This window comes from Rhodopirellula sp. P2 (assembly GCF_028768465.1).
GTDB lineage: Bacteria > Planctomycetota > Planctomycetia > Pirellulales > Pirellulaceae > Rhodopirellula.
The window spans coordinates 4218360-4238824 of the sequence record NZ_CP118225.1; the positions used below are offsets into that span (position 1 = coordinate 4218360).

The 20465-nt window shown below is 56.9% G+C and carries 11 protein-coding genes; 6 read left to right on the top strand and 5 right to left on the bottom strand.

Annotation, left to right across the window (positions count from 1 at the left end; all coding sequences use genetic code 11):
* Positions 1-4: 4 nt before the first annotated feature.
* Positions 5-484, bottom strand: a complete 480-nt coding sequence (locus PSR62_RS14865) for a universal stress protein (protein WP_274403785.1) — start codon at positions 482-484, stop codon at positions 5-7.
* A 265-nt stretch (positions 485-749) separates the two neighbouring features.
* On the opposite strand from PSR62_RS14865, the gene PSR62_RS14870 reads away from it, so the two are divergent.
* From PSR62_RS14870 to PSR62_RS14880, 3 genes are all read left to right on the top strand, one after another.
* Positions 750-1223: a DsrE family protein gene (locus tag PSR62_RS14870; RefSeq protein ID WP_274403786.1), complete on the top strand. Its 474-nt coding sequence runs from the start codon at positions 750-752 to the stop codon at positions 1221-1223.
* Positions 1224-1513: 290 nt separating this feature from the next.
* Complete coding sequence (locus PSR62_RS14875) at positions 1514-2455, top strand: PepSY domain-containing protein (protein WP_274403787.1); 942 nt, start codon at positions 1514-1516, stop codon at positions 2453-2455.
* 340 nt (positions 2456-2795) lie between these two features.
* Positions 2796-4586 (top strand): sulfatase, encoded by a 1791-nt coding sequence (locus tag PSR62_RS14880; RefSeq protein WP_274403788.1) that lies wholly within the window; start codon positions 2796-2798, stop codon positions 4584-4586.
* Here PSR62_RS14880 and PSR62_RS14885 read toward each other — a convergent pair.
* The 3 genes from PSR62_RS14885 to PSR62_RS14895 form a co-directional block, all read right to left on the bottom strand.
* A complete protein-coding gene (locus tag PSR62_RS14885) occupies positions 4570-5934 on the bottom strand; it encodes an outer membrane protein assembly factor BamB family protein (protein ID WP_274403789.1) in 1365 nt (454 codons plus the stop codon). The genes PSR62_RS14880 and PSR62_RS14885 overlap by 17 nt on opposite strands.
* A gap of 8 nt (positions 5935-5942) precedes the next feature.
* Positions 5943-7076, bottom strand: coding sequence for an FG-GAP repeat domain-containing protein (locus tag PSR62_RS14890; protein ID WP_274403790.1), 1134 nt, complete (start codon positions 7074-7076; stop codon positions 5943-5945).
* Between the two features lie 902 nt (positions 7077-7978).
* Entirely contained in the window at positions 7979-8566 is a 588-nt protein-coding gene (locus PSR62_RS14895) for a peroxiredoxin-like family protein (RefSeq protein WP_274403791.1), read from the bottom strand.
* A gap of 268 nt (positions 8567-8834) precedes the next feature.
* On the opposite strand from PSR62_RS14895, the gene PSR62_RS14900 reads away from it, so the two are divergent.
* Both PSR62_RS14900 and ppsA read left to right on the top strand, forming a co-directional pair.
* The gene (locus tag PSR62_RS14900) at positions 8835-12041 is read left to right on the top strand and encodes a S9 family peptidase (RefSeq protein ID WP_274403792.1); all 3207 of its coding nucleotides are present in this window, start codon (positions 8835-8837) and stop codon (positions 12039-12041) included.
* 164 nt (positions 12042-12205) lie between these two features.
* Complete coding sequence (gene ppsA, locus PSR62_RS14905) at positions 12206-14623, top strand: phosphoenolpyruvate synthase (protein ID WP_274403793.1); 2418 nt, start codon at positions 12206-12208, stop codon at positions 14621-14623.
* A gap of 152 nt (positions 14624-14775) precedes the next feature.
* Here ppsA and PSR62_RS14910 read toward each other — a convergent pair whose 3' ends face one another.
* Positions 14776-14913, bottom strand: a complete 138-nt coding sequence (locus tag PSR62_RS14910) for a hypothetical protein (RefSeq protein ID WP_274403794.1) — start codon at positions 14911-14913, stop codon at positions 14776-14778.
* 431 nt (positions 14914-15344) lie between these two features.
* Here PSR62_RS14910 and PSR62_RS14915 point away from each other — a divergent pair, with 431 nt between their 5' ends.
* On the top strand, positions 15345-19970 hold the full coding sequence (locus tag PSR62_RS14915; protein WP_274403795.1) for a DUF6797 domain-containing protein: 4626 nt from the start codon (positions 15345-15347) through the stop codon (positions 19968-19970).
* Positions 19971-20465 lie beyond the last annotated feature (495 nt).

Genomic DNA, 20465 nt, shown 5'->3' on the forward strand with positions numbered 1-20465 from the left:
TGTCTCAACGTCGCAGAATCAAAACGGGACAATGCGCCGCTCGGACGACGTGTTCTGCGACCGATCCCAGCAGCAATCGCTTCACGCCGCTGCGACCGTGTGATGGCAACACGATCAAATCGATCTTGTGATCGGCAGCAAACCGCGTGATGCCCTCCGTCGGGCTGTCAACGGCAGTGAAGAATTGAACGCCCCGGAACTCATCGCTGCCAAACGATTCTTTCATTTGGTTCATGGCCGTGACTTCGTGATCCGCATCGATTTGTGACGCGCCATCCCAATTGAACGTTCCGGCTGCCATTCCTCCGCCAAGTTCATACCCGCCGTTGTCGTCCAAGCCGTACAACTGGGCTGGGTCCACCACATGCAGCACCGACACATTTTCCTTCTTGCCTGCAATCTTGACGCCTGTCTGAACGGCTTCCTTCGACTGATCAGAGAAGTCGATCGGAACCAGAATCTTGCTGTTTTCAAAGTAATTCATGCGGTGGCTTCTTGTTTGAGGCGAGGCTGGCATTCCAAGCCATGCCTGCTGGGAATGCAGGAGCCAGGATTGCAGCTTCAGTACCAATTCAGAAACCCATCATAACTTCACGGCTGTGTGTGCATCCGGCGCGCAGAACGTCCACGGACGCACACATGCGTCGTCTCATCGCGGCTTGGCGACGCCACTTTGTTGGTGGCATGACGTTTGCCAATTCTTGCTGGCACCCTTTGGTCCCATCTCAATCCACTTCAGGAGTTCAGTCATGTCGATGACAAAACAAATGTTCCGCATCGGTCTCGTTGCAGCCGCGCTCATCACCGCCACGGCGGGTCCGTCAGCCCAGGCCGAGGAAAAGGCAGCCGTGGACGGGAGTGGTCAAAAGGTCGTGGTGCATCTGTCTCACTTCACCGACGATCTGCACCGCTGCTTCATGGCGGTGAAGGTTGCCAACCTGATGCAAGACTACGGCGCCGACGTGACGCTGTTTGTGGACCTTGAGGGAGTCCGCATTGCCGAACGCAAGCAGGAACTGAAATTCAATTGGGGACCCGACTCGCCATCGCTCGCAGAACTCTACGAGAAGTTTGCAGCTGGCGGCGGCAAAGTCCTGGTGTGCCCGCATTGTGCCAAGTCGGCGCACATCACTGACCCAGGGCTCAAACGCAATGCCGATATCGCAACGCTTCCAATGCTCGGCAAAATGCTGATCGAAGCCGACAAAGTCATGGACTACTGAGCCGCTGCTGGTCCGATGAGCTTGATCGATGCAATTCGTTGAATTGCAATTCGGCAGGGGGGATCGCTGTTAACGGTGGTCCATTCCCGTTGCATCGAGATGCGTTCCACCACGGACCTGAAGGTTTGGTCCCGGCTTGCATTTTGGGAGTCGCTGGGCAACGTTCTGGGGAAACGGCTTGCCAGAGCGATCTTTGAACGCTTGGAGGAGTGGCGAGCAGCGTTCCGCCATCTTGCCCAACCCGCTTCGGTCGCACGCAAAACGATGCGACACTCCCAAGTGACATTTGAATGAATTCCAACGATCCCCCTGCATCAAAACCGATTCGCCGTTCACGAAAAGCCCGCAGCAAAGTGCTGATGTTTCTGCGGCGAGTTCATCTCTACGTCGGACTGTTTCTTTTGCCGTGGGTGTTTTTGTACGGCGCCACGGGGGCCATGCTCAATCATGTCGGCTTGTTCCCGGAAGCAGTCATGCAGCAAGTCGATGCGAGTGAGTTGGCAGATTCTGCCTGGGCGGATCTCCCGGATCAGAATGAGCTGGCCGAACAAGTTGTCGACGCGATGCGCGTTGCTGCTCCCGATTCATCGATCGAGCTGAATCCCGATCATCCACCCGAATTCACAAACGAAATTGGGTTTCAAATCGAGGACGCGGGGATCCGTCATGCCGTTCATCTGAACCCGGTGGACAAATCGGCTTGGGTGGCGACCTTCCCGGAAAACCGAGAGCCCATGGAACCTGTTCTGCTGGAGATCAACCGCGTTGATCTCATCCCCAACCCAGTGAAAGTTGCTGAGCAAACCGTGCCAACGGTCTTGAGTGCAGTGGGAATCGACTCAACCGAAAAGCTGGAACCTCTAGGATGGAGCAAACTGAACTTCTTAGCCAACGTCGATGGCGAGCCCGTTCGCGTCACCTACGTTCTTCGCGACGGTCATTTGGATGTGACCCGGTACACCGGCGAAGACGGATTTTCACCGCGTGCATTCTTCGTGCGTCTCCACACTTCCCACGGCCAACCGCCCCACTGGAATGGACGCCGTTTTTGGTCGCTGTTCATCGATGCGATGGCAATTGCGATGGTCACCTGGGGCGTGACCGGATTGTTGATGTGGTGGCAGATCAAACGCACTCGTTGGATCGGCGGGATCGTGATCGCAATCAGCGTCGTCACCGCTTCGGCCATGTTTTTCAGCATGATGAGCTTTTACGCCACGACCAAGCTTTGATGAGCTTGTTGATTCATTGTGCCTCCATCCAGCGGTGCTTGCCTGCACTCTTTGGTTTGCAACCTGGTGAACAATCAGTGCTTTCCGCCTGAAGGATTGCAGTGATCAATCTCCACCCTCTCATTTCATCCGTTAACTCAGGCTGAAGGCATTCCAACAGCCACACGTGCCGCGGGAAATCAAACACGGAAGGAAAGTTGTTATGGTTTGATTGGGTAAGCGAGGTGCCGAGCCTCCGAAAAGCATGCTGACGGAGGGACGCCTTTTGGTTGGGGGCCGGTTTGGTTTCGCGATTGGCCTTCTGTGTTTCATTTTCAATCCATTTTCAGCGGGCACCGAGATGCAACGACATTCTGCTTGGGCGATTTTCGCGTTTCTGATGGTGGCCCCCTCGCAAGTCTCGAGTGGTGACGAAGATCGCCCGAACGTCTTGTTCATCGCGGTGGACGACCTGCGTCCATCGATCGGGTGCTACGGGGATCCCCACGCGATCACCCCGCACATGGACCGTTTGGCAACGCAAGGCGTGCAGTTCAACCGTGCGTATTGCCAAGTCGCGGTCTGCAACCCATCGCGGGCCAGCTTGATGACCGGATTGCGTCCGGACAAACTCGGTGTGTGGACATTGCCGATCCATTTCCGAGAAGCCATGCCGGACGCGGTGACATTGCCGCAGTGGTTTCGAAAGTTTGGCTACACCGCGGTCAGTCACGGAAAGATCTACCACAACCCGACGCCGGACCCACCATCGTGGAGCGAACCGATTCGAGATCTTCCTCGGCTGCCGCCTTTTTATCCCGACGGCACGCGGGCTCGGATTCAGAAGGCTCAGGAAGCTTTGCCTGAACGCGATTGGCGAAAGAACAATCTTCGTGGCCCCAGCACGGCGTCGCCTGACCTTCCGGACGATCAAGTCCTCGACGGTGCCCGAACCAACATGGCGATTGAGGACCTGCGCCGGCTTGGTCAATCCAAAGAGCCGTTCTTTCTCGCGATGGGTTACATCCGTCCGCACCTTGCCTGGGTCGCACCCAAGAAATACTGGGACATGCATGACCCGGCCAAACTGCCCGTCCTGACGGACCAGCATGTGCCAAAGAACTCGCCCGCCTATGCGATGCACAACAACAGCGAACTGACTCACTATGTCGACTTGATGGATCTGCCAAAACCCTGGGATGACCGTGTCGTCGAACCAGAAAACGCTCGTCATCTGATGCACGCGTATTACGCCTGTGTCAGCTACATCGACGCGCAAATTGGTCGTTTATTGAATGCGCTCGAAGAAGAGGGCTTGGCCGACAAAACGATCGTGGTGCTGTGGAGTGACCATGGTTGGAAACTCGGTGAGCATCGAGGTTGGGGCAAGATGACCAACTACGAGATCGACGCTCGCGTGCCCCTGCTGATCGCGGGGCCAGGTGTGGAATGTGCCGGTCAACAGACCGATCAATTGGCCGAACTGCTCGATCTGTATCCCACGCTGTGCGAGCTGGCTGGTATCGAGGTACCCAAGTTTGTGGATGGTGCGAGTTTGGTGCCGATTCTAAGAAATGTCGACGCCAAGGTTCACGACGGAGCGGTCAACCAGTACTACCGCCGACATGAAGGACAACAATACATGGGTTATTCCATCCGCACCAACGATTATCGATTGGTCGAGTGGCGAGACTTCAGCACCGGAGAAGTCACCGCCCGAGAACTTTACGACCACCGCACGGACGATTCCGAAACCGAAAGCATCATCGATTCCGCCGAACCATCCGTCATCGACGAACTGACCGCGTTGTTGCTGGCCACCCACCCTCGCAAAGGGTTGGTGATGACACCATCGATTCATGCTCAGTGGAAACCGGATGGTTCCAAAGGAAAACTCACCTTCGAGAACGCAACCGACACTTTGGTCCGAGTGCTCCCGATCACATCCGCCGGGCGACGTGGCAAAGCCAAACGCGTTCAGCCAGGCGGTAAGATCACGCTCAACGCGAGGATCGGTTCGGTCTATGTCTTGGAGAGCCACGACGGAACGATTCAACAGATTCAATCGCTGTCTAAACCGACCGAGACCGTCGTCATCCAACGGGACGTGCCCAGTGAAACGGGGCGGATGTTGGTCACTCCGGTTCGCTGATCGCGACCAATCGCTTGGTGGTGCGAATGAACAACACGCCGTCGGAGACCGCCGGTGTTGCGAAGCAGGGGGCGCCCATGGGGTTCTCGGCCAAGACTTCGAATTCAGGCCCCGTTTTCAAGACGTAAACGATGCCGTTTTCGGACGCACAGATCACGTTCCCGTTCACGGCCAGCAACGAAGCGATCACCCCAGCGTCTTTGCCGAGTCGTTTTTGAAAAACGCTCTCGCCCGTTTCCGCGTGGAAGCAACGCACCACTCCGTTGGAATTGCCCAGGTACAAGTAATCGCCTGAGACAACCGGTGTCGACATGTAAGACCCACCCCGTTCAACGCTCCACACGAGCGGATTGGATTCGTCTTCCGAGTCCAGCTTGATCGTTCCGCGAGCGTCGGGGCGGACAACGTAGATCGGTGCCTTGCCGCCGTGTGCGTTCGTGATGTAGATCCAACCATTGGAAACAAACGGCGTTGGAATAGGATTGTCGCCTCCGCCTTCGAGTCGCCACAACTCTTCGCCGGTCGCAAAGTCATACGACACAATCCAAGGCCAACCGTTGACAATCATCTGCGTGACCCCATCAACCTCGTGGATCAGCGGCGATCCCCAACTGCGTTCGCAAATCTCGGAGCGATCCGACCTCCAGACTTCTTCGCCGTCGGACAGTTGCAAAACGGTCACGAAGGGGTGGTCGGGATCGTCGCAGATCACAGCAACCCGACCATCGTGAATCGCAGGCGAACTCGCGTAGCCCCAACCGATTCCGTATTTGCTGACATCGACGACGCCCAGGTCACGGTCCCAGATCAGCTTGCCGTCCAGGTCGTAGCAGTACAGCCCCTCGGAGCCGAAGCATGCCACCACCCTGTCACCAGCCACACAAACACTGGTGTTCGCATGAGTCGCTTTGCTGTGCCGAGTCGCTTTGGGCTCGCCATGGTGAGCAGTCTGCTGCCAAAGCTCTTTTCCGGTCTGCTTGTCGTAGCAAAGCACAATCCAGCTGTAGGCACCGCTGTCCTCCGCCGCATCAATGTTCCCGCCGGCGGCAATGTTGAGTTCCGTTTCGCCCTCGTCAGGAACCGCGGTCAGCAAGAAAACTCGATCGCCGAAAATCACCGGGCTGGAGTGACCCAGACCAGGGACCTTGGTTTCCCAAAGCATCCCAGCGGTTGTTTCGCTTTCTGGATCTGCGTTCCAGGTTGTCGGGATCGTTGAACCTTCGGCGACGCCGCGACCGCCCGGTCCTCGGAAGGAGGGCCAATCGGTCGTGGTTTGGGACTGCGATTCCAACGGAGGAGTCAGTGTGATGAGGAGCAACGTCAATAGACTCGTCAGTGGTTTCAGCATGGTTGGAATCATTGTCTGGTCACGCGGTTGAGAAAAATGCGGTTCAGGTCATCGGAGTTGGCAACGACGATCTCTGCGTCGCCATCCCCGTCCAGGTCGCCGACATCGAGGCCATACGTTGCAGAAGCATCGCCGAACGGAACTTCGTCGAAATTCAGATCATTGTCGCTGCGCAGGTACACTGCGTTGGGTTGGTTCAAATTGCCGACGATGATATCCAGTCGATCGTCTTGGTTCATGTCGGCAATTGCCAACGCGTAAGATTGGCTGTCGTGAGAACCGAAATCCGTCGCACGCATGACACCACCGGAACCGTCGCCCAAGAAGATTTGGTTTTTGCTTCCGATGTTCGCAATCACCCAGTCCAAGTTTCCGTCCGCGTTCAGATCCGCGATCGCAACGGATCGTGAATGATCTTCACCGGATCCAAACGGCACGCTCTGGGGGAATCGCAGCTCACCGTTGCCCAACAGCACTTCGTTGGGTTGCCGGTCACGGTTGGCCAGGACCAGGTCGAGATGTCCATCGCCATTGATGTCACCCGCAGCAACGTCAATGGTCGAGTCGCTGTCTTTCCCGAAAGTGGGCCCCGCCTCAAAATTCGCTTGGCTGTCATTGAGATAGATGCGATTGGGGCGTCCGCGACAGGTTGCGATCAGGTCCACGTCCCCGTCAAGATCCAGATCAATCGGCAGCAGACTGCGGAGGCTGGTGACGTCGCCGTATTCACAGTGAAGGGTGAAGCGACCTCCCCCGTCGTTCAGGAGAATTTCGCCTTGGGCGAGGTCATTGCCGGTCGCAATGTCCAAGTCACCGTCGCCGTCGAAGTCGGCCAATTCGCACGCGTAGGTGGTGCGTTGATCCATGCCGAGCGGACGGATGATCGAGAACTTGGCCCGACCTTGATTGACGAGGATTTGGTTCTGTTGAGGCCAATGCCGACCGTTGGCGACGACGATGTCCAAGTCGCCATCTTGATCGAGATCACCCAAGCGAACGGACGCCGAACGAAGACGCTCGGTCCCCAGAGTCAGACGGTCGCTGGTCACGAATTCGCGTTGCTGGGCCAGTGCTGAGTGCGTTGGGAAGAACAGACACAAAAGACCGAATACCCAGCGAGTACGTTGTCCGGTGTCATTCATGCGTTCCATTCCGTTCCATCATCGCACTGAGATTTTGGATTCGAAGCAGGTCGGCAGAAATGCTCGGGCAAAACCCTGTGAGCCGTTTGGGCGTTAGCCCCGGTTGCACGTGGGAACAGTGACGTTTGCCATGAAATTTCAAATGCCAAAAGACTCCTGACGACTTGCGAAAGAACCACTCTGATCGAACGAGCGTCACGAAACAACTGTTCGATCAAAAAATGGTGCCGCCAAATGAAGCGAGCCTTCCGGTGGGTCACCAAAAGGCTCCTTTGAATCAGCTAAGCAGGTCGGCTGGAATGATCGGGCACAACCATGTGAGCCGTTTGGGCGTTCGCCCCGGTTGTGCGTGAAAACCGTGGCTAACGCCAGCGGCTCACATACCCGATGACACCTGCGTACCTGCTTAACGGCTTGTTGATCGACTCGAGTTCACAACCCGACGCGTGAGCGAGGGACCCATAGGCTCGTTGCAATGGCACGCGATCCCACACTAAGCAGGTCGGCTGGAATGATCAAGCACAACCCTGTGAGCCGTTTGGGCGTTCGCCCCGGTTGCGTGTGAAAACCGTGGCTAACGCCAACGGCTCACATACCCGATGACACCTGCGTACCTGCTTAACGGCTTGTTGATCGACTCGAGTTCACAACCCGACGCGTGAGCGAGGGACCCATCGGCTCGTTGCAATGGCACGCGATCCCACACTAAGCAGGTCGGCTGGAATGATCGGGCACAACCATGTGAGCCGTTTGGGCGTTAGCCCCGGTTGCGTGTGAAAACCGTAGCTAACGCCAGCGGCTCACATACCCGATGACACCTGCGTACCTGCTTAACGCTTTGCGTTAGGATTCAATCAACAGGCCGCTGACGTTGAGCGTCTCCACCTTGTCCGGAATTCGACTCAGGGAAGTTTCGCGACCACGGTCGCGACATCCGCCCGGTCACCGTGCGAGACAACCGTTTTTCCGAAGACAATCTTTTGGTCTTGTCCCACCACGAAGGTCGAAGGGTAGGCGGTTTCGCGAGGAGCGTCCCAGCGAAGTCCCCAAGCGTTGGTGAACTTGTAGTCGGGATCAAGCACAAAGTGATAGTTCGCTGGAAACGACTTGTTCCCTTGGAAATCTTTCGCGTGCTCGCCCAGCGACTCAGCAGGGCCAGGGTAGATGAGCACCACTTGTGCACCCGACAGAGCGGACTGTTTGGACAAAAATTCACCGACCTGGCGGTTGCACATCGGGCACTGTTTGCCGGTCCATCCTCGCAAGACAAGCATCACAACGGGGGACTTTGCCGTCAGCGACTTCAGCGACACGACTTCGCCATTTTGATTCATCAATTGAAAGTCAGGGGCGACTTCGCCAACCTTGGGTGGATGGGGTGGCTCCTTCCCAGGCTGGGCTTGCCGGCGACCTTGAGCTTGAGCGTTCGCAGAAAAGGCAACGAACACGAGAGTCAACAACAGACCGATGGTGGAACGACGATTTTGCATGGGGTGTCCTTTGGGAGTGTGCGGATGGAGTGATCCAGGTTGGGGATGGTCGTCGCTGTGCTCAGCCCGCCAGAGGAATTCCAGAGTCAAGCGGCGGGGTGAATGAACTGGTCCGTTGATCATGTCTGCGTCGCATTCTACGCGAAACAATGCTGCCGATCGCGAATCTCCGTGGATGCCCCCACGCTGTCGGGCGGAAGTTTCCATCTTCTCTGAACGCGACTATCCTTGGGCACTCGGTTCACTTTGCTTCCTGGGACCCACTTTCATGATTTCTGCTTTTGATCTTGGCCGCCGTACCGGCATCCGGGCTTCGGTCCTCACTGTCGCTGTGCTGGCTGTTTGCAGCAGCCTGTATTCGCAAGACATCACGCGCAAGATGCTTCAACACAGTGACTACGACCGTTGGAAAACGGTTTCTGGGTCAAGCCTTTCCAACGCCGGCAGTTGGATCCTGTACACCATCCGAACCGGCGAGATCGATGGGGAAGGCACGTTGCACATCCATCATGCCAAGACAGGTGCAGAATACGTCATCGAACGCGGCACCGGAGCTCGCTTCACTCGAGACGACCGGTTTGTGATCTACCGCATCACGCCGCCGAAGAAGAAGGTGGAAGAACTGCGGAAGCAAAAGAAGCCACCCGAAGAGATGCCTCAGCCGGTCATGCAAATCCTCGAACTGGACTCGGGTGAGTTGAGAACACTGACGGGAGTCCGCTCGTTTGGATTGCCGGAAGAGAACAGCGACTGGGTGGCTTGCTTGATGGAAAAGGCGTCCACGCCCGACGAGCTGAAGAAACAAAGCGGCGACCGCGAAGTCTACGAAGTCACACCGGAAGGTCTGCAGCGTCCAGCCAAGAAATTGAAATTGAAAAGCCGCGAAGAGGTGGCTCGCCAACGCGGACGCATTGAGTCCGTGATCAAAAGCAACTTAGCGGAAAAGAAAGATGAGTCCCCACGTTCCAAAGAAGAACCGGACGAGGAAAAGAAGAATGAGAAAAAGGACAAACCGCTGGGGACGGACCTGAAGTTGATCCACCTCGACACAGAGGTCTTGCGGACGTTTCCCTTGGTGCGTTCTTTCCGTTTCTCAAAAGGCGGCAAACGTCTCGCATTCGTGACCTCGGCGGAAACGCCCCAACCGGGCAAGCCATCGAAATCGGAAAATGAAGCCGACGAAAAGAACTCGGCTGCGAAAGAAGACACAGCGAAAGAAGACACAGCCAAAGAGGATTCAGCCAAAGGCGAGAAGAAGACGCATGGCCCCCGCGACGGTGTGCATCTGATCGAGTTGGATTCCTTGAAACAGAAAACGATCGCCACCGGTGTCGGCGAGTACAAGAACCTGGCCTTCAACGAGCAGGGTTCACGATTGGCCTTCCTCAGCAACCACGAAGACTATACGGCGAAGTCGCCGTCTTGGGCGGTCTATCAGTGGACGGCGGATTCCAAGAAGGCCCAACGTTTGGTGACCGAAGGCGACGCAGGACTTCCTTCGGGTTGGTGGATCGCGTCGCAATCCAGCCTGAGTTTTTCCGAGGACGACCGACGGCTGTACTTCTCGACCGCTCCCGTTCCCGAAGCCGTTGAAAAGCAACGCATCGCAGAAGCAAAAGGGGAAGACGTCGAGGAGGATTCCGACGAGAAAGCCAAAGTGGATGTCTGGCACTGGCAGGATCCCAAGTTGCAACCGCAACAACTGTTGGAGGCCGAACGCGAACGCAATCGTCGCTACCGCGCGGCATACGTGCTCAAGACCGACCGCGTCGTTCAACTGGAGGACAGTGAACTCCCGTCGGTTCGTGTCGACCTGCGATCGCCTTCCAACCTCGCCGTGGCCAACACCAACGTTCGCTACCAAAAGACGCTTTCGTGGGAAGTTCCCGGGTTCCAGGACGTCTACCTGGTCAATCTCAACTCGGGGCGTCGTGAACTGGTGTTGGAAAACGTTCGATGGGATGCGGCGATTTCGCCTCAAGGGAAATACATCGTTTGGTTTGATGCCGAACACAGCAAATGGTTTGCGAAGCCGACCCAAGGCAAGGATGCCAAGACGATCGAAATCAGCAAGGGGATCAAGCACCCGCTCCACGACGAACTCGATGATCGACCCACGTTGCCGTCGTCCTACGGAACAGCAGGGTGGTTGGAGAACGACAAAGCGTTCCTGATCTACGACTCGCACGACATCTGGCAACTGGATCCAACTGGGAAGGCGAAACCGATTTGCATCACTCAGGGTGAGGGACGCAAAAACGATCTTCAGTTTCGCTACCTTCGGCTGGATCCGAAGCAGCGTGAGATCGACCCGTCCAAGGCGATGATTCTCAGTGCGTTTCGGCGTGATACCAAGGCGAGCGGGTTTTATACGCTCAAACGCGAGAGCAAGAACGAAGACACGCAGGAGGGTGCCCTGCGTCCGCTGATCATGTTGGATGAGAATCTCGCGTCGCTGCGAAAGGCCAAGGACAGTGACCGAGTCTTGTTCACCCGCAGCACGTTTCGCCAATTCCCCGATCTTTGGACCAGCACGCTCGGATTTGAAAAGATCGAGCGAGTCAGCGACGCCAACCCACAACAAGACGAATACACGTGGGGCACCGCGGAACTGACACACTGGAAAGCCCAGGATGGCCAACAGCTCGATGGGATTCTGATGAAGCCCGATGACTTTGATCCGTCCAAGAAGTACCCGATGCTGGTTTACTTCTACGAACGAAAATCAGACAGCCTGCACAGCTATTACCAACCGGCTCCGAGTCGTTCGATCATCTGTTTCAGTTTCTATGTCAGTCGCGGCTACCTCGTGTTCATTCCTGACATTCCTTACAAGACAGGTGAACCCGGACAGAGTGCCGCCAACTCGATTCTTCCCGGCGTGGATCACTTGATCGCCAAAGGTTTCGTGGACGAGGATCGAATCGGAATGCAAGGGCACAGCTGGGGCGGCTATCAAACGGCATACTTGGTCACCCAAACCGATCGTTTTGCATGTGCCGAATCAGGGGCTCCGGTCAGCAACATGACCAGTGCCTACGGCGGGATTCGCTGGAGCAGCGGGATGAGCCGAATGTTCCAGTACGAGCGGACTCAAAGCCGGATCGGCGAAGACTTGTGGTCTGCCCGCGAGAAGTACATCGCCAACTCGCCGATCTTCTTTGCCGACAAAATCAACACGCCCTTGTTGATCCTGCACAACGACGAGGACGGTGCGGTGCCCTGGTACCAGGGGATTGAGCTGTTTGTGGCACTGCGACGTCTTGAAAAGCCAGCCTGGATGCTGAACTACAACGGCGACCCGCACTGGGTGATGGGCGAACACAACCGCCGCGATTTCGCGATCCGGATGCAGCAGTTCTTTGACCACTATCTCAAGGACGCCCCGGAGCCGGAATGGATGGCCGTCGGGGTGCCCGCCGTCGACAAAGGCAAACGATTCGGCCTGGATCTACTGGAACCGATCCAAGATTGAGGGCGAAGTCGATCGGCGGAAGTGGTCAGAATGACCGTGACAAACATCGACCTATGTGCGACTTCGCTCAGTTTTCGGTCGCTTGGTGCCGATTCCAGCGTTGGTACATCCTTTGCCTGGGGATGGATTGAACGCTTGAATCAATCTGTCACCAGGAGACTTCGATGTCCGCTATCGCATCCGCCGTTGATCTTGTTCGTTGGTTCGACCAAATCGGGATTGACGATGTCCCGAGTGTTGGCGGCAAGAATGCTTCGTTGGGAGAGATGTATCGTGAACTGACGCCGGATGGTGTTCAGATTCCCAATGGGTTTGCAACCACGGCGGCGGCCTATCGAAACTTCCTCCAAGTTTCCGGCTTGGACGAGAAGATCTCGCAGGTTCTAGCGGATTTGGATTCTGGTGACATTGGGAACCTGCGGCAACGTGGGCATCAGGTCCGCGAGCTGATTTTGAGCGCAGAGTTTCCCCGCGAATTCAAAGACGCAATTTGCAAAGCCTATCGTGAACTCAGCTTGGAACGAGGGGAGCCGATTGATGTGGCCGTTCGTAGCAGTGCGACCGCGGAAGACCTTCCGGACGCCAGCTTCGCCGGGCAGCAGGAAACGTATTTGAATGTTCGAGGTGAGACGGCGTTGTTGGATGCCTGTCGGCGTTGCTTCGCGTCGCTGTTCACTGACCGTGCGATCTCCTATCGGGTCGACAAAGGATTCGATCATCACCAAATTGCTTTGTCGGTTGGTGTGCAGGTCATGGTCCGCTCGGACATTGGAACGTCCGGCGTGATGTTTTCGCTCGATACCGAGAGTGGGTTTCGGGATGCGGTGCTGATCAATGCAGCCTATGGACTGGGCGAAAACGTTGTCCAAGGCGCTGTCAACCCAGACGAGTATTACGTTTTCAAACCGACCCTGCGAACGGGAAGTCGGCCCATCTTGAAGAAGTCCGTTGGGACCAAGGAAATCAAGATGGTCTATGACATTGGCGGCAGCAAGCTCACCAAAAACATTCCGGTTCCCGCGAAGGAACGAACTCAATTTGCAGTCAGCGACGACGATATCCTGACGTTGGCACGCTGGGCCTGTCAGATCGAAGACCACTACAGCGAGAAGAAGGGACACCCATGTCCGATGGACATGGAATGGGCAAAGGACGGAAACACAGGCCAACTGTTCATCGTCCAGGCGCGTCCGGAAACTGTTCAGTCGCAACGTTCGATGCTGACTCTGGAAACGTACCATTTGCGTGGCACCGGACCGGTCATCGTGAGCGGTGGTGCCGTGGGATCACGTATCGGGCAGGGGAAGGTTCGAGTGATCGCGGACGCCAGTCGCTTGGCTGAGTTCCAGGAAGGCGAGGTGCTGGTGACGGAAAAGACGGACCCGGATTGGGAGCCGATCATGAAGAAGGCGGCCGGGATCGTGACCGACCGTGGTGGCCGGACATGTCATGCCGCGATCGTCAGCCGGGAACTCGGGTTGCCCGCGATTGTAGGGACTCTTCGCGGCACCGAACTGTTGCACGATGGGCAAGAAGTCACGGTGTCATGTGCCGAAGGAGACTCCGGCGTTGTTTACGACGGGCTGCTTCCCTTCGACGTGGAAAAGACTCAACTGGACGAACGCAAACGTCCCCGAACCAAGGTCATGATGATCCTGGCGAATCCCGATGAGGCATTCTCGCTCTCCTTCATTCCAAACGATGGCGTTGGTTTGGCACGAATGGAATTCATCATCAACAATCACATCAAGGTGCACCCGCTGGCACTGCTGAAATTCGATCAGCTGGAGGACTCCGCGGCTCGCACCGAAATCGAACGACTGACGGCCGCGTATTCAGATAAACCGCAGTTCTTTGTCGATCGCCTCGCCGAGGGAGTGGGAATGATTGCTGCCGCGTTCTACCCCAAAGACGTGATCGTTCGAATGAGCGATTTCAAGACGAACGAATACGCCAATCTTGTCGGTGGACGCCAGTTTGAGCCGATTGAAGAAAACCCAATGCTTGGGTTCCGCGGCGCGTCCCGTTACTACAACGAACGCTATCGTGACGCGTTCACCCTGGAGTGTCGGGCCATGAAGAAGGTTCGCGACGAAATGGGGCTGACGAACGTCAAGCTGATGATTCCGTTTTGCCGCACCGTCGAAGAAGGCAAACGCGTTCAGGAAGTGATGGCCGGGCAAGGCCTGGTGCGTGGGGACAACGGATTGGAGATCTACGTGATGTGTGAGATCCCCAGCAACGTGATTCAGGCCGAGGCGTTTGCCGAAATCTTTGATGGCTTCTCCATCGGTTCCAATGATTTGACTCAGTTGACGTTGGGGGTCGATCGCGATTCCGAAATCGTGGCCCACATCTTCAATGAACGGGACCCTGCGGTGTTGGCGACCATTGAATCAGCGATCCAGACCGCCAAGCGGATGGGACGCAAGATTGGCATCTGTGGGCAAGGTCCCAGTGACTACCCCGAGTTGGCTGAGTTCTTGGTCGAACAAGGCATCGACAGCATCTCTCTGAACCCCGATGCCGTGTTGAAAACGACAATCAGGATCGGAGAAATGGAAGACCGACTTTCGAACTAAGATCGCAGTCACGGTTGGTGTGCGACGAGTGAAGAGCAGTGTTTCCAGAATCGCCTGTTTTCGCGGAACACGAATCTTCACTCATCGAACACGAAGCATTTCGGCGTGTTGATTTAATCAGCCGCCACGCGTTCGCGTCCGGTTCAGCACCGTCAACCGAGTGCTAGCGCACGGCGGCTGATTGTTGTTCCGGAATCCACGACTAAATCAGCAAGCCGATTTTGTTTGCCCTTGCCCTGGACGGCTAAGAGTTTGGTGTTGCGAAGCACGATGGTTGCGAGAATCTTCATCCGGTTAGGGATTCAAGACGGTCGCCGTCGGTAAACGATCCCGCCACCGACAAACATCTGAATCCCACCTTCCCGTTCCGGATCCCGCCGTGTTTGGGGGGACGCTCGTTTTCCGGTGGGATTGTGGTTGGCGTTCTATGCTAAGCAGGCACGCAGGTGTCATCGAGTATGTGAGCCGTTTGGCGTTAGCCACGGTTCCCACGCAAAACCGTGGCTAACGCCAAACGGCTCACAAGATGAAACCCAATCATTCCTGCGTACCTGCTTAGCCACTTTTAGTCTCTTCGTCCCGCTGCGAGATGGTGATGGGACGCAGCCAATGGCCGCCCGCGCAGGGGGCGAAGCGGCTGATATACTGGGCCTCCCTGCCTCGATGGTTCCACGTTCTGGTTCGAACGGTGTTGAACGCACTCCCTCCTGAAGCATTCTCCATGCCCACCTTGATTTGTCGTTCGATGCTGACGTTGTTCGTCATGCTGACCGTTCCAGTGTTCGCGCAGTCGCCTGAGGCACCCTCGCCTGGCGCAACAGCGTCTGAAAGCGCATCACTGGGCGTTCTGGAACAAGAGAACTTGGTGGCGTGGTGCATCGTCCCCTTTGACGCAGCCAAGCGAACTCCGGCGGAGCGAGCTCAGATGCTGGGCGATCTTGGCATCCGCCGCTGTGCCTACGACTGGCGAGCCGAGCATGTGCCGAGCTTCGAACAGGAAATTCTCGAGTACCGCAAGCACGGCATCGAGTTCTTTGCATTTTGGGGCGGACATCCCGAGGCCTATCGGTTGTTTGAGAAGTACGACCTGCATCCGCAGATTTGGATGATGCCGCCCAATCCACGCGAAGGCACGCAGGAGGAAAAACTCCAACAAGCTGCCAAGCAGATGGTCTCCGCCGCTCAGGAAACTCAGCGATTGGGATGCAAGTTGTCGCTTTACAACCACGGCGGCTGGGCTGGTGAACCGGAAAGCCTGGTCGGCATCTGTCGCCTGTTGCGAGAGCAGGGATTCCATCACGTCGGGATCACGTACAACCTGCACCACGGGCACGAACACATCGACGATTGGAAAGAATCATTCGAGTTGATGTTGCCATATCTGCACTGTCTCAATCTGAACGGAATGAATGACAGTGCGAATCCAAAGATCTTGGGGCTCAGCAAAGGCAGTCACGAACAGGAAATGATTCGCGTCGTGGCGGAAAGCGGATACGAGGGACCCATCGGAATCCTCGATCATCGCTCGGAACTGGATGCCAAAGATTCTCTGCAGGAGAACATCGAAGGGCTACGTTGGCTTCGCGAGGAACTGAAGCAACCAGGCAGCGGGGGAGCGAAACCGAAGACACCGGTGCCACCCGCGTCTGCCCGCGTGCAGTCGACTCAGCCCGCGACGCCCAGCATCAGCGGGCTGTTCCCAGGCTCGCCAAAGTATCGACGCCCTCCCATCACGGTGGAATGTCGAGCGACATTGAATTCAGCGGCTGGCTACAACATCCTCGTCAGCAGCGATACCAAGCGGTCGGCCAAGCACTGGGAACTGTTCAGCATGGCCAACAGTGGAACGCTGACGGCTTATTTGCCGGGCCGGCAACCGGATCATGTGCGCAGTGAAGCGGTGGTCACCGACGGCAAGCCTCACACCTTGTCGATGATCTATGAACCTGCGCGGGTGCGTCTGTTTGTCGATGGCAAGCAGGTCGCCGATCAAAACATTTCTCCCATTCGCGGCCGAGGCATTGATGGAGGCTTGGGGATTGGACGCTTGGTGCAGCGTTCATTCCACTTCAACGGCTTGATTGAGTGGGTGCGCGTCTCCCGCGGTGTGCGACCGATCCCGTCGTCTGCGGTGAAGCAGGTTTCGGTGGAGGACGACACGCTCGGGCTGTGGGAACTGGATCCTGAGCGTGAGAAGATTCGGTTTGTTGGGAAGTCGGCGATTGAGGTCCAGCCTGCTGCGGAAGCGGATTCCCATAACGGGACTCCTCCGACGGCGGCACTTCCCTATGATCCCAGCTTGATCCAGGCGTTGGCCAGCGAAGCAATGCAGCAGGGGGATACGTTGCGGGGTGCACGCGTGTTTGCCAGCGCGCAGACCGCGTGTTTGTCGTGTCACCAGGTCGGTTCCCATGGCGGAACGATCGGCCCCCGGTTGTCCGCGATGGAAAACAAACGCGAATTGTCCCACTTGGTGGAATCCGTGCTGTGGCCGGATCGTGAGATCGCACCGGAATATGTGAGCTGGAAAGTTCTGACCGAGGATGGCCAGGTGCTCACTGGTTATCGCGTGCAGTCAGACGAAAACTCAGTGACGTTGCGTGATCCTGCCTCCGGAAAGGAATTCGTGATCGATGCAGAAGACATCGTCGACGAAATCGCGGGCAGCACACCGATGCCGGCGGGATTGGCCGCTGCGATGACACGCCAGCAGCAACGGGATTTGATTCGTTTTCTGGCCGAAGTCAGCCATGAGCAGCGAGCGCTGTCGCAGGAACTGGAGCACGTGCTGGCACAATCTCAGGCCCATGGTCCTGTCTCGTTCCCGCTGGACCTCGAACCTCTCAGCCCGAATCGCTGGCAGCATGCGAAACATCAGGTGAACCGTGACCGCATCTATGACTTCTACACCAAGCAAGCGGAGCATTTTCGGAACCAGGATTCGCTGCCGATGTTGTTGTCGCCCTACCCAGGGCTCGATGGTGGGCAGCACGGACACTGGGGCAATCAAACCGAGGAAACCTGGGCCAGTGACCGATGGCAGCAAACGATCCAGGGATCGGTGTTGGCCGGCGTGTTTCGTGGCAATGGGAAAACCGTGTCCCGCGGTGTTTGTGTGCAGTTGGGCGGCCCCGGTGAACATTCGGTTTGCTTCAACCCGGACACGTTGACGTATGAAGCAGCCTGGGAGGGTGGCTTCGTTTCATTGTCTTCGGTCCGTCACGGCTTTGTCAGCGGATTGAAAATGCAAGGCCGTCCGATCCCTGTCCCGTCGAGTCTGGCCCCCGACGAGCCTTGGCGGTATCACGGTTTTTATCGGTTGGGTGACCGCGTGATGTTCTCGTACCGCATCGGCGAGACCGAATACTTGGACTCACCGCGAATGGAAGGGGGACGCTTGGTCGTCGACCGATTGCCCGCCAACGAACATCCGCTGCGTGACGCTTTGACAGGCGGCCCAGCACAGTGGCCACAAACAACCCGGACGCAAATCGTTCCGGGTTCTGGCGAACCCTTTGCAATCGACACGATTGAGCTCCCACATGACAATCCCTGGAAGGCGTTGCTGTTCTGCACCGGGCATGATTTCCTGCCTGATGGCAGTGCTTTGGTCTGCACAATGCAGGGAGACGTGTGGCACGTCAGTGGATTGCAAGCCCCGGCGGATCAACCGGGGGTGGCCACTTGGCGACGTTTTGCATCCGGGTTGCATCAACCGTTGGGGATGGTCGTTGCCAACGATGGAATCTATGTGCAGTGTCGTGACCAGTTGACTCGTTTGACAGACATCAACGGTGACGGCGAGGCGGATTTCTACGAGTGTTTCAGCAATGCCTTTCAAACCTCGCCCGCCGGACATGATTTCATTTGTGGGTTGCAGCGTGATCGGCAAGGGAATTTCTACACCGCGTCCGGTAACCAAGGTCTCGTTCGAATTTCGGCCGACGGCAGCCAAGCGGAGGTCATTGCCACCGGATTCCGTAACCCCGACGGACTGGGGATGCTTCCCGATGGAACGTTGACGGTGCCCTGCAGCGAAGGCGGCTGGACGCCCGCTTCGATGATCTGCGCTGTCCCGAGTTCATTCGATGGGGCGACGGGCAATTCACCACCGCACTACGGGTACCGCGGTCCGCAAGGGAACCAGCCACCGTCACTGCCATTGGTGTACTTGCCCCGTGGCCTCGACAATTCCAGTGGTGGACAAACGGTGGTGCCACCGGGCGTGTGGGGGCCTCTGCAGAAACAATTGCTGCACTTCTCGTTTGGGACGGGGACGTGGTTCACCGTGTTGCGAGACGAAGTCGACGGAAAAACACAGGGGGCCGTGATTCCGATGGCGGGGGACTTTCTATCGGGAGCACACCGAGGCCGGTTTTCGCCAGTCGATCAACACTTGTATGTATCGGGTTCGCAAGGTTGGGGAGCCTACGTGCCGGAAGAGGGCAGCTTTCAACGAGTTCGTTTCACAGGGCAAACGTATCAGGTTCCCACCGGTTTTCACGTGCACGAAAACGGCGTGCGGATCACATTCGCGGAGCCTGTTGACCCCAGCATTGCCGGCGACCCGAAGAGCCACTTCGCTCAGTGTTGGAACTATCGATACAGCGGAGCGTATGGATCGCCGGAGTACTCCCCGATGCACCCTGGGGTTGCCGGACACGATCCCTTGGCGATTGTCTCGGCGCATGTCTTGTCCGATTCGCGATCGGTTTTCTTGGAGATCCCCGACCTGCAACCTGTCAATCAATTGCACCTGCGATTGAATGTCAACGCGGACGGCCAATGCTTGACCAGCGGCCCGACTGAATCAGGCCACGACCTGATCGTCACAGTTCATCGACTGGACACGGCGTTCAAAGAATTTCCTGGTTATCAGCCGGTTGAAAAGACGATCGCCGCGCATCCTCTGTTGAGTGATTTGGCGCGAAACGCCATCCAGGTGCCCAATCCGTGGAAGGATCCAATTCCGAACGCGCGTTCGATCGAATTGAAGACGGGAACGAACCTGACGTACCAAACCAAAACCATTCGCGTCCGAGCCGGCGAGCCCGTGGCGCTCACCTTGGTGAACCCGGATGTGGTGCCTCACAACTGGGCGTTGGTCCGTCCGGGGGCATTGCAAAAAGTCGGTGAACTCGCCAACCAATTGATTGCCGATCCGCAAGCCTTCGCCCGCCACTACATCCCCGAGACGGAAGAGGTCTTGGTCGCGACGGATGTGGTTGGACCTGGGGAAGCACAAACCGTTTACTTCCGTGCCCCATCGAAGCCGGGACGGTATCCCTTCCTGTGCACGTTCCCAGGCCACTGGATGGTGATGAACGGCGAGATGATTGTGGAGTGACTGTCGTCCGCCTCATGGAAACCCGAAGCGTCAGCGAGGCACGAGAGCTTCGGGAAAACTCATTGCAATTTGCAATCACCGAGTAGGCCACGTTCCACGTGGCAGCCCAACTTCTTTGGTAGCCCGAAACGTGACAGGCTGTTGATTGAATACGTCTCGCAGATCGAGCGATCAGCCGTTGGGCAATCGCCCACGGTTACCAGAGACGAACCGGACGCTATCGCGTTCCGGCTGACTAAGTCAACAGGATGGTGAGCGATGAAGCAGACACGTCCAGCGCTTCCTCGTTCACGCGTCGGGTTTCCACTGCTGAGCAGGTACGCAGGTGTCATCGGGTATGTGAGCCGTTGGCGTTAGCCACGGTTTTCACGCGCAGGCCAGGCTAACGCCCAAACGGCTCACATGGTTGTGCCCGATAACACCTGCGTACCTGCTGAGCGTCTCTCAGCTGATCCTGCGATTTGGGAAACGTTTTACATCAACAGTCTGATAGCC

What these genes read in the sequence shown, in the direction of transcription:
- PSR62_RS14915 (WP_274403795.1), top strand. Translation starts at nt 15,345, where the DNA reads ATGCCCACCTTGATTTGTCGTTCGATGCTGACGTTGTTCGTCATGCTG.
- PSR62_RS14885 (WP_274403789.1), bottom strand. Translation starts at nt 5,934, where the DNA reads ATGCTGAAACCACTGACGAGTCTATTGACGTTGCTCCTCATCACACTG.
- PSR62_RS14875 (WP_274403787.1), top strand. Translation starts at nt 1,514, where the DNA reads ATGAATTCCAACGATCCCCCTGCATCAAAACCGATTCGCCGTTCACGA.
- PSR62_RS14865 (WP_274403785.1), bottom strand. Translation starts at nt 484, where the DNA reads ATGAATTACTTTGAAAACAGCAAGATTCTGGTTCCGATCGACTTCTCT.
- PSR62_RS14880 (WP_274403788.1), top strand. Translation starts at nt 2,796, where the DNA reads ATGCAACGACATTCTGCTTGGGCGATTTTCGCGTTTCTGATGGTGGCC.
- PSR62_RS14870 (WP_274403786.1), top strand. Translation starts at nt 750, where the DNA reads ATGTCGATGACAAAACAAATGTTCCGCATCGGTCTCGTTGCAGCCGCG.
- PSR62_RS14910 (WP_274403794.1), bottom strand. Translation starts at nt 14,913, where the DNA reads ATGAAGATTCTCGCAACCATCGTGCTTCGCAACACCAAACTCTTAGCC.
- PSR62_RS14890 (WP_274403790.1), bottom strand. Translation starts at nt 7,076, where the DNA reads ATGAATGACACCGGACAACGTACTCGCTGGGTATTCGGTCTTTTGTGT.
- PSR62_RS14895 (WP_274403791.1), bottom strand. Translation starts at nt 8,566, where the DNA reads ATGCAAAATCGTCGTTCCACCATCGGTCTGTTGTTGACTCTCGTGTTC.
- PSR62_RS14900 (WP_274403792.1), top strand. Translation starts at nt 8,835, where the DNA reads ATGATTTCTGCTTTTGATCTTGGCCGCCGTACCGGCATCCGGGCTTCG.
- ppsA (WP_274403793.1), top strand. Translation starts at nt 12,206, where the DNA reads ATGTCCGCTATCGCATCCGCCGTTGATCTTGTTCGTTGGTTCGACCAA.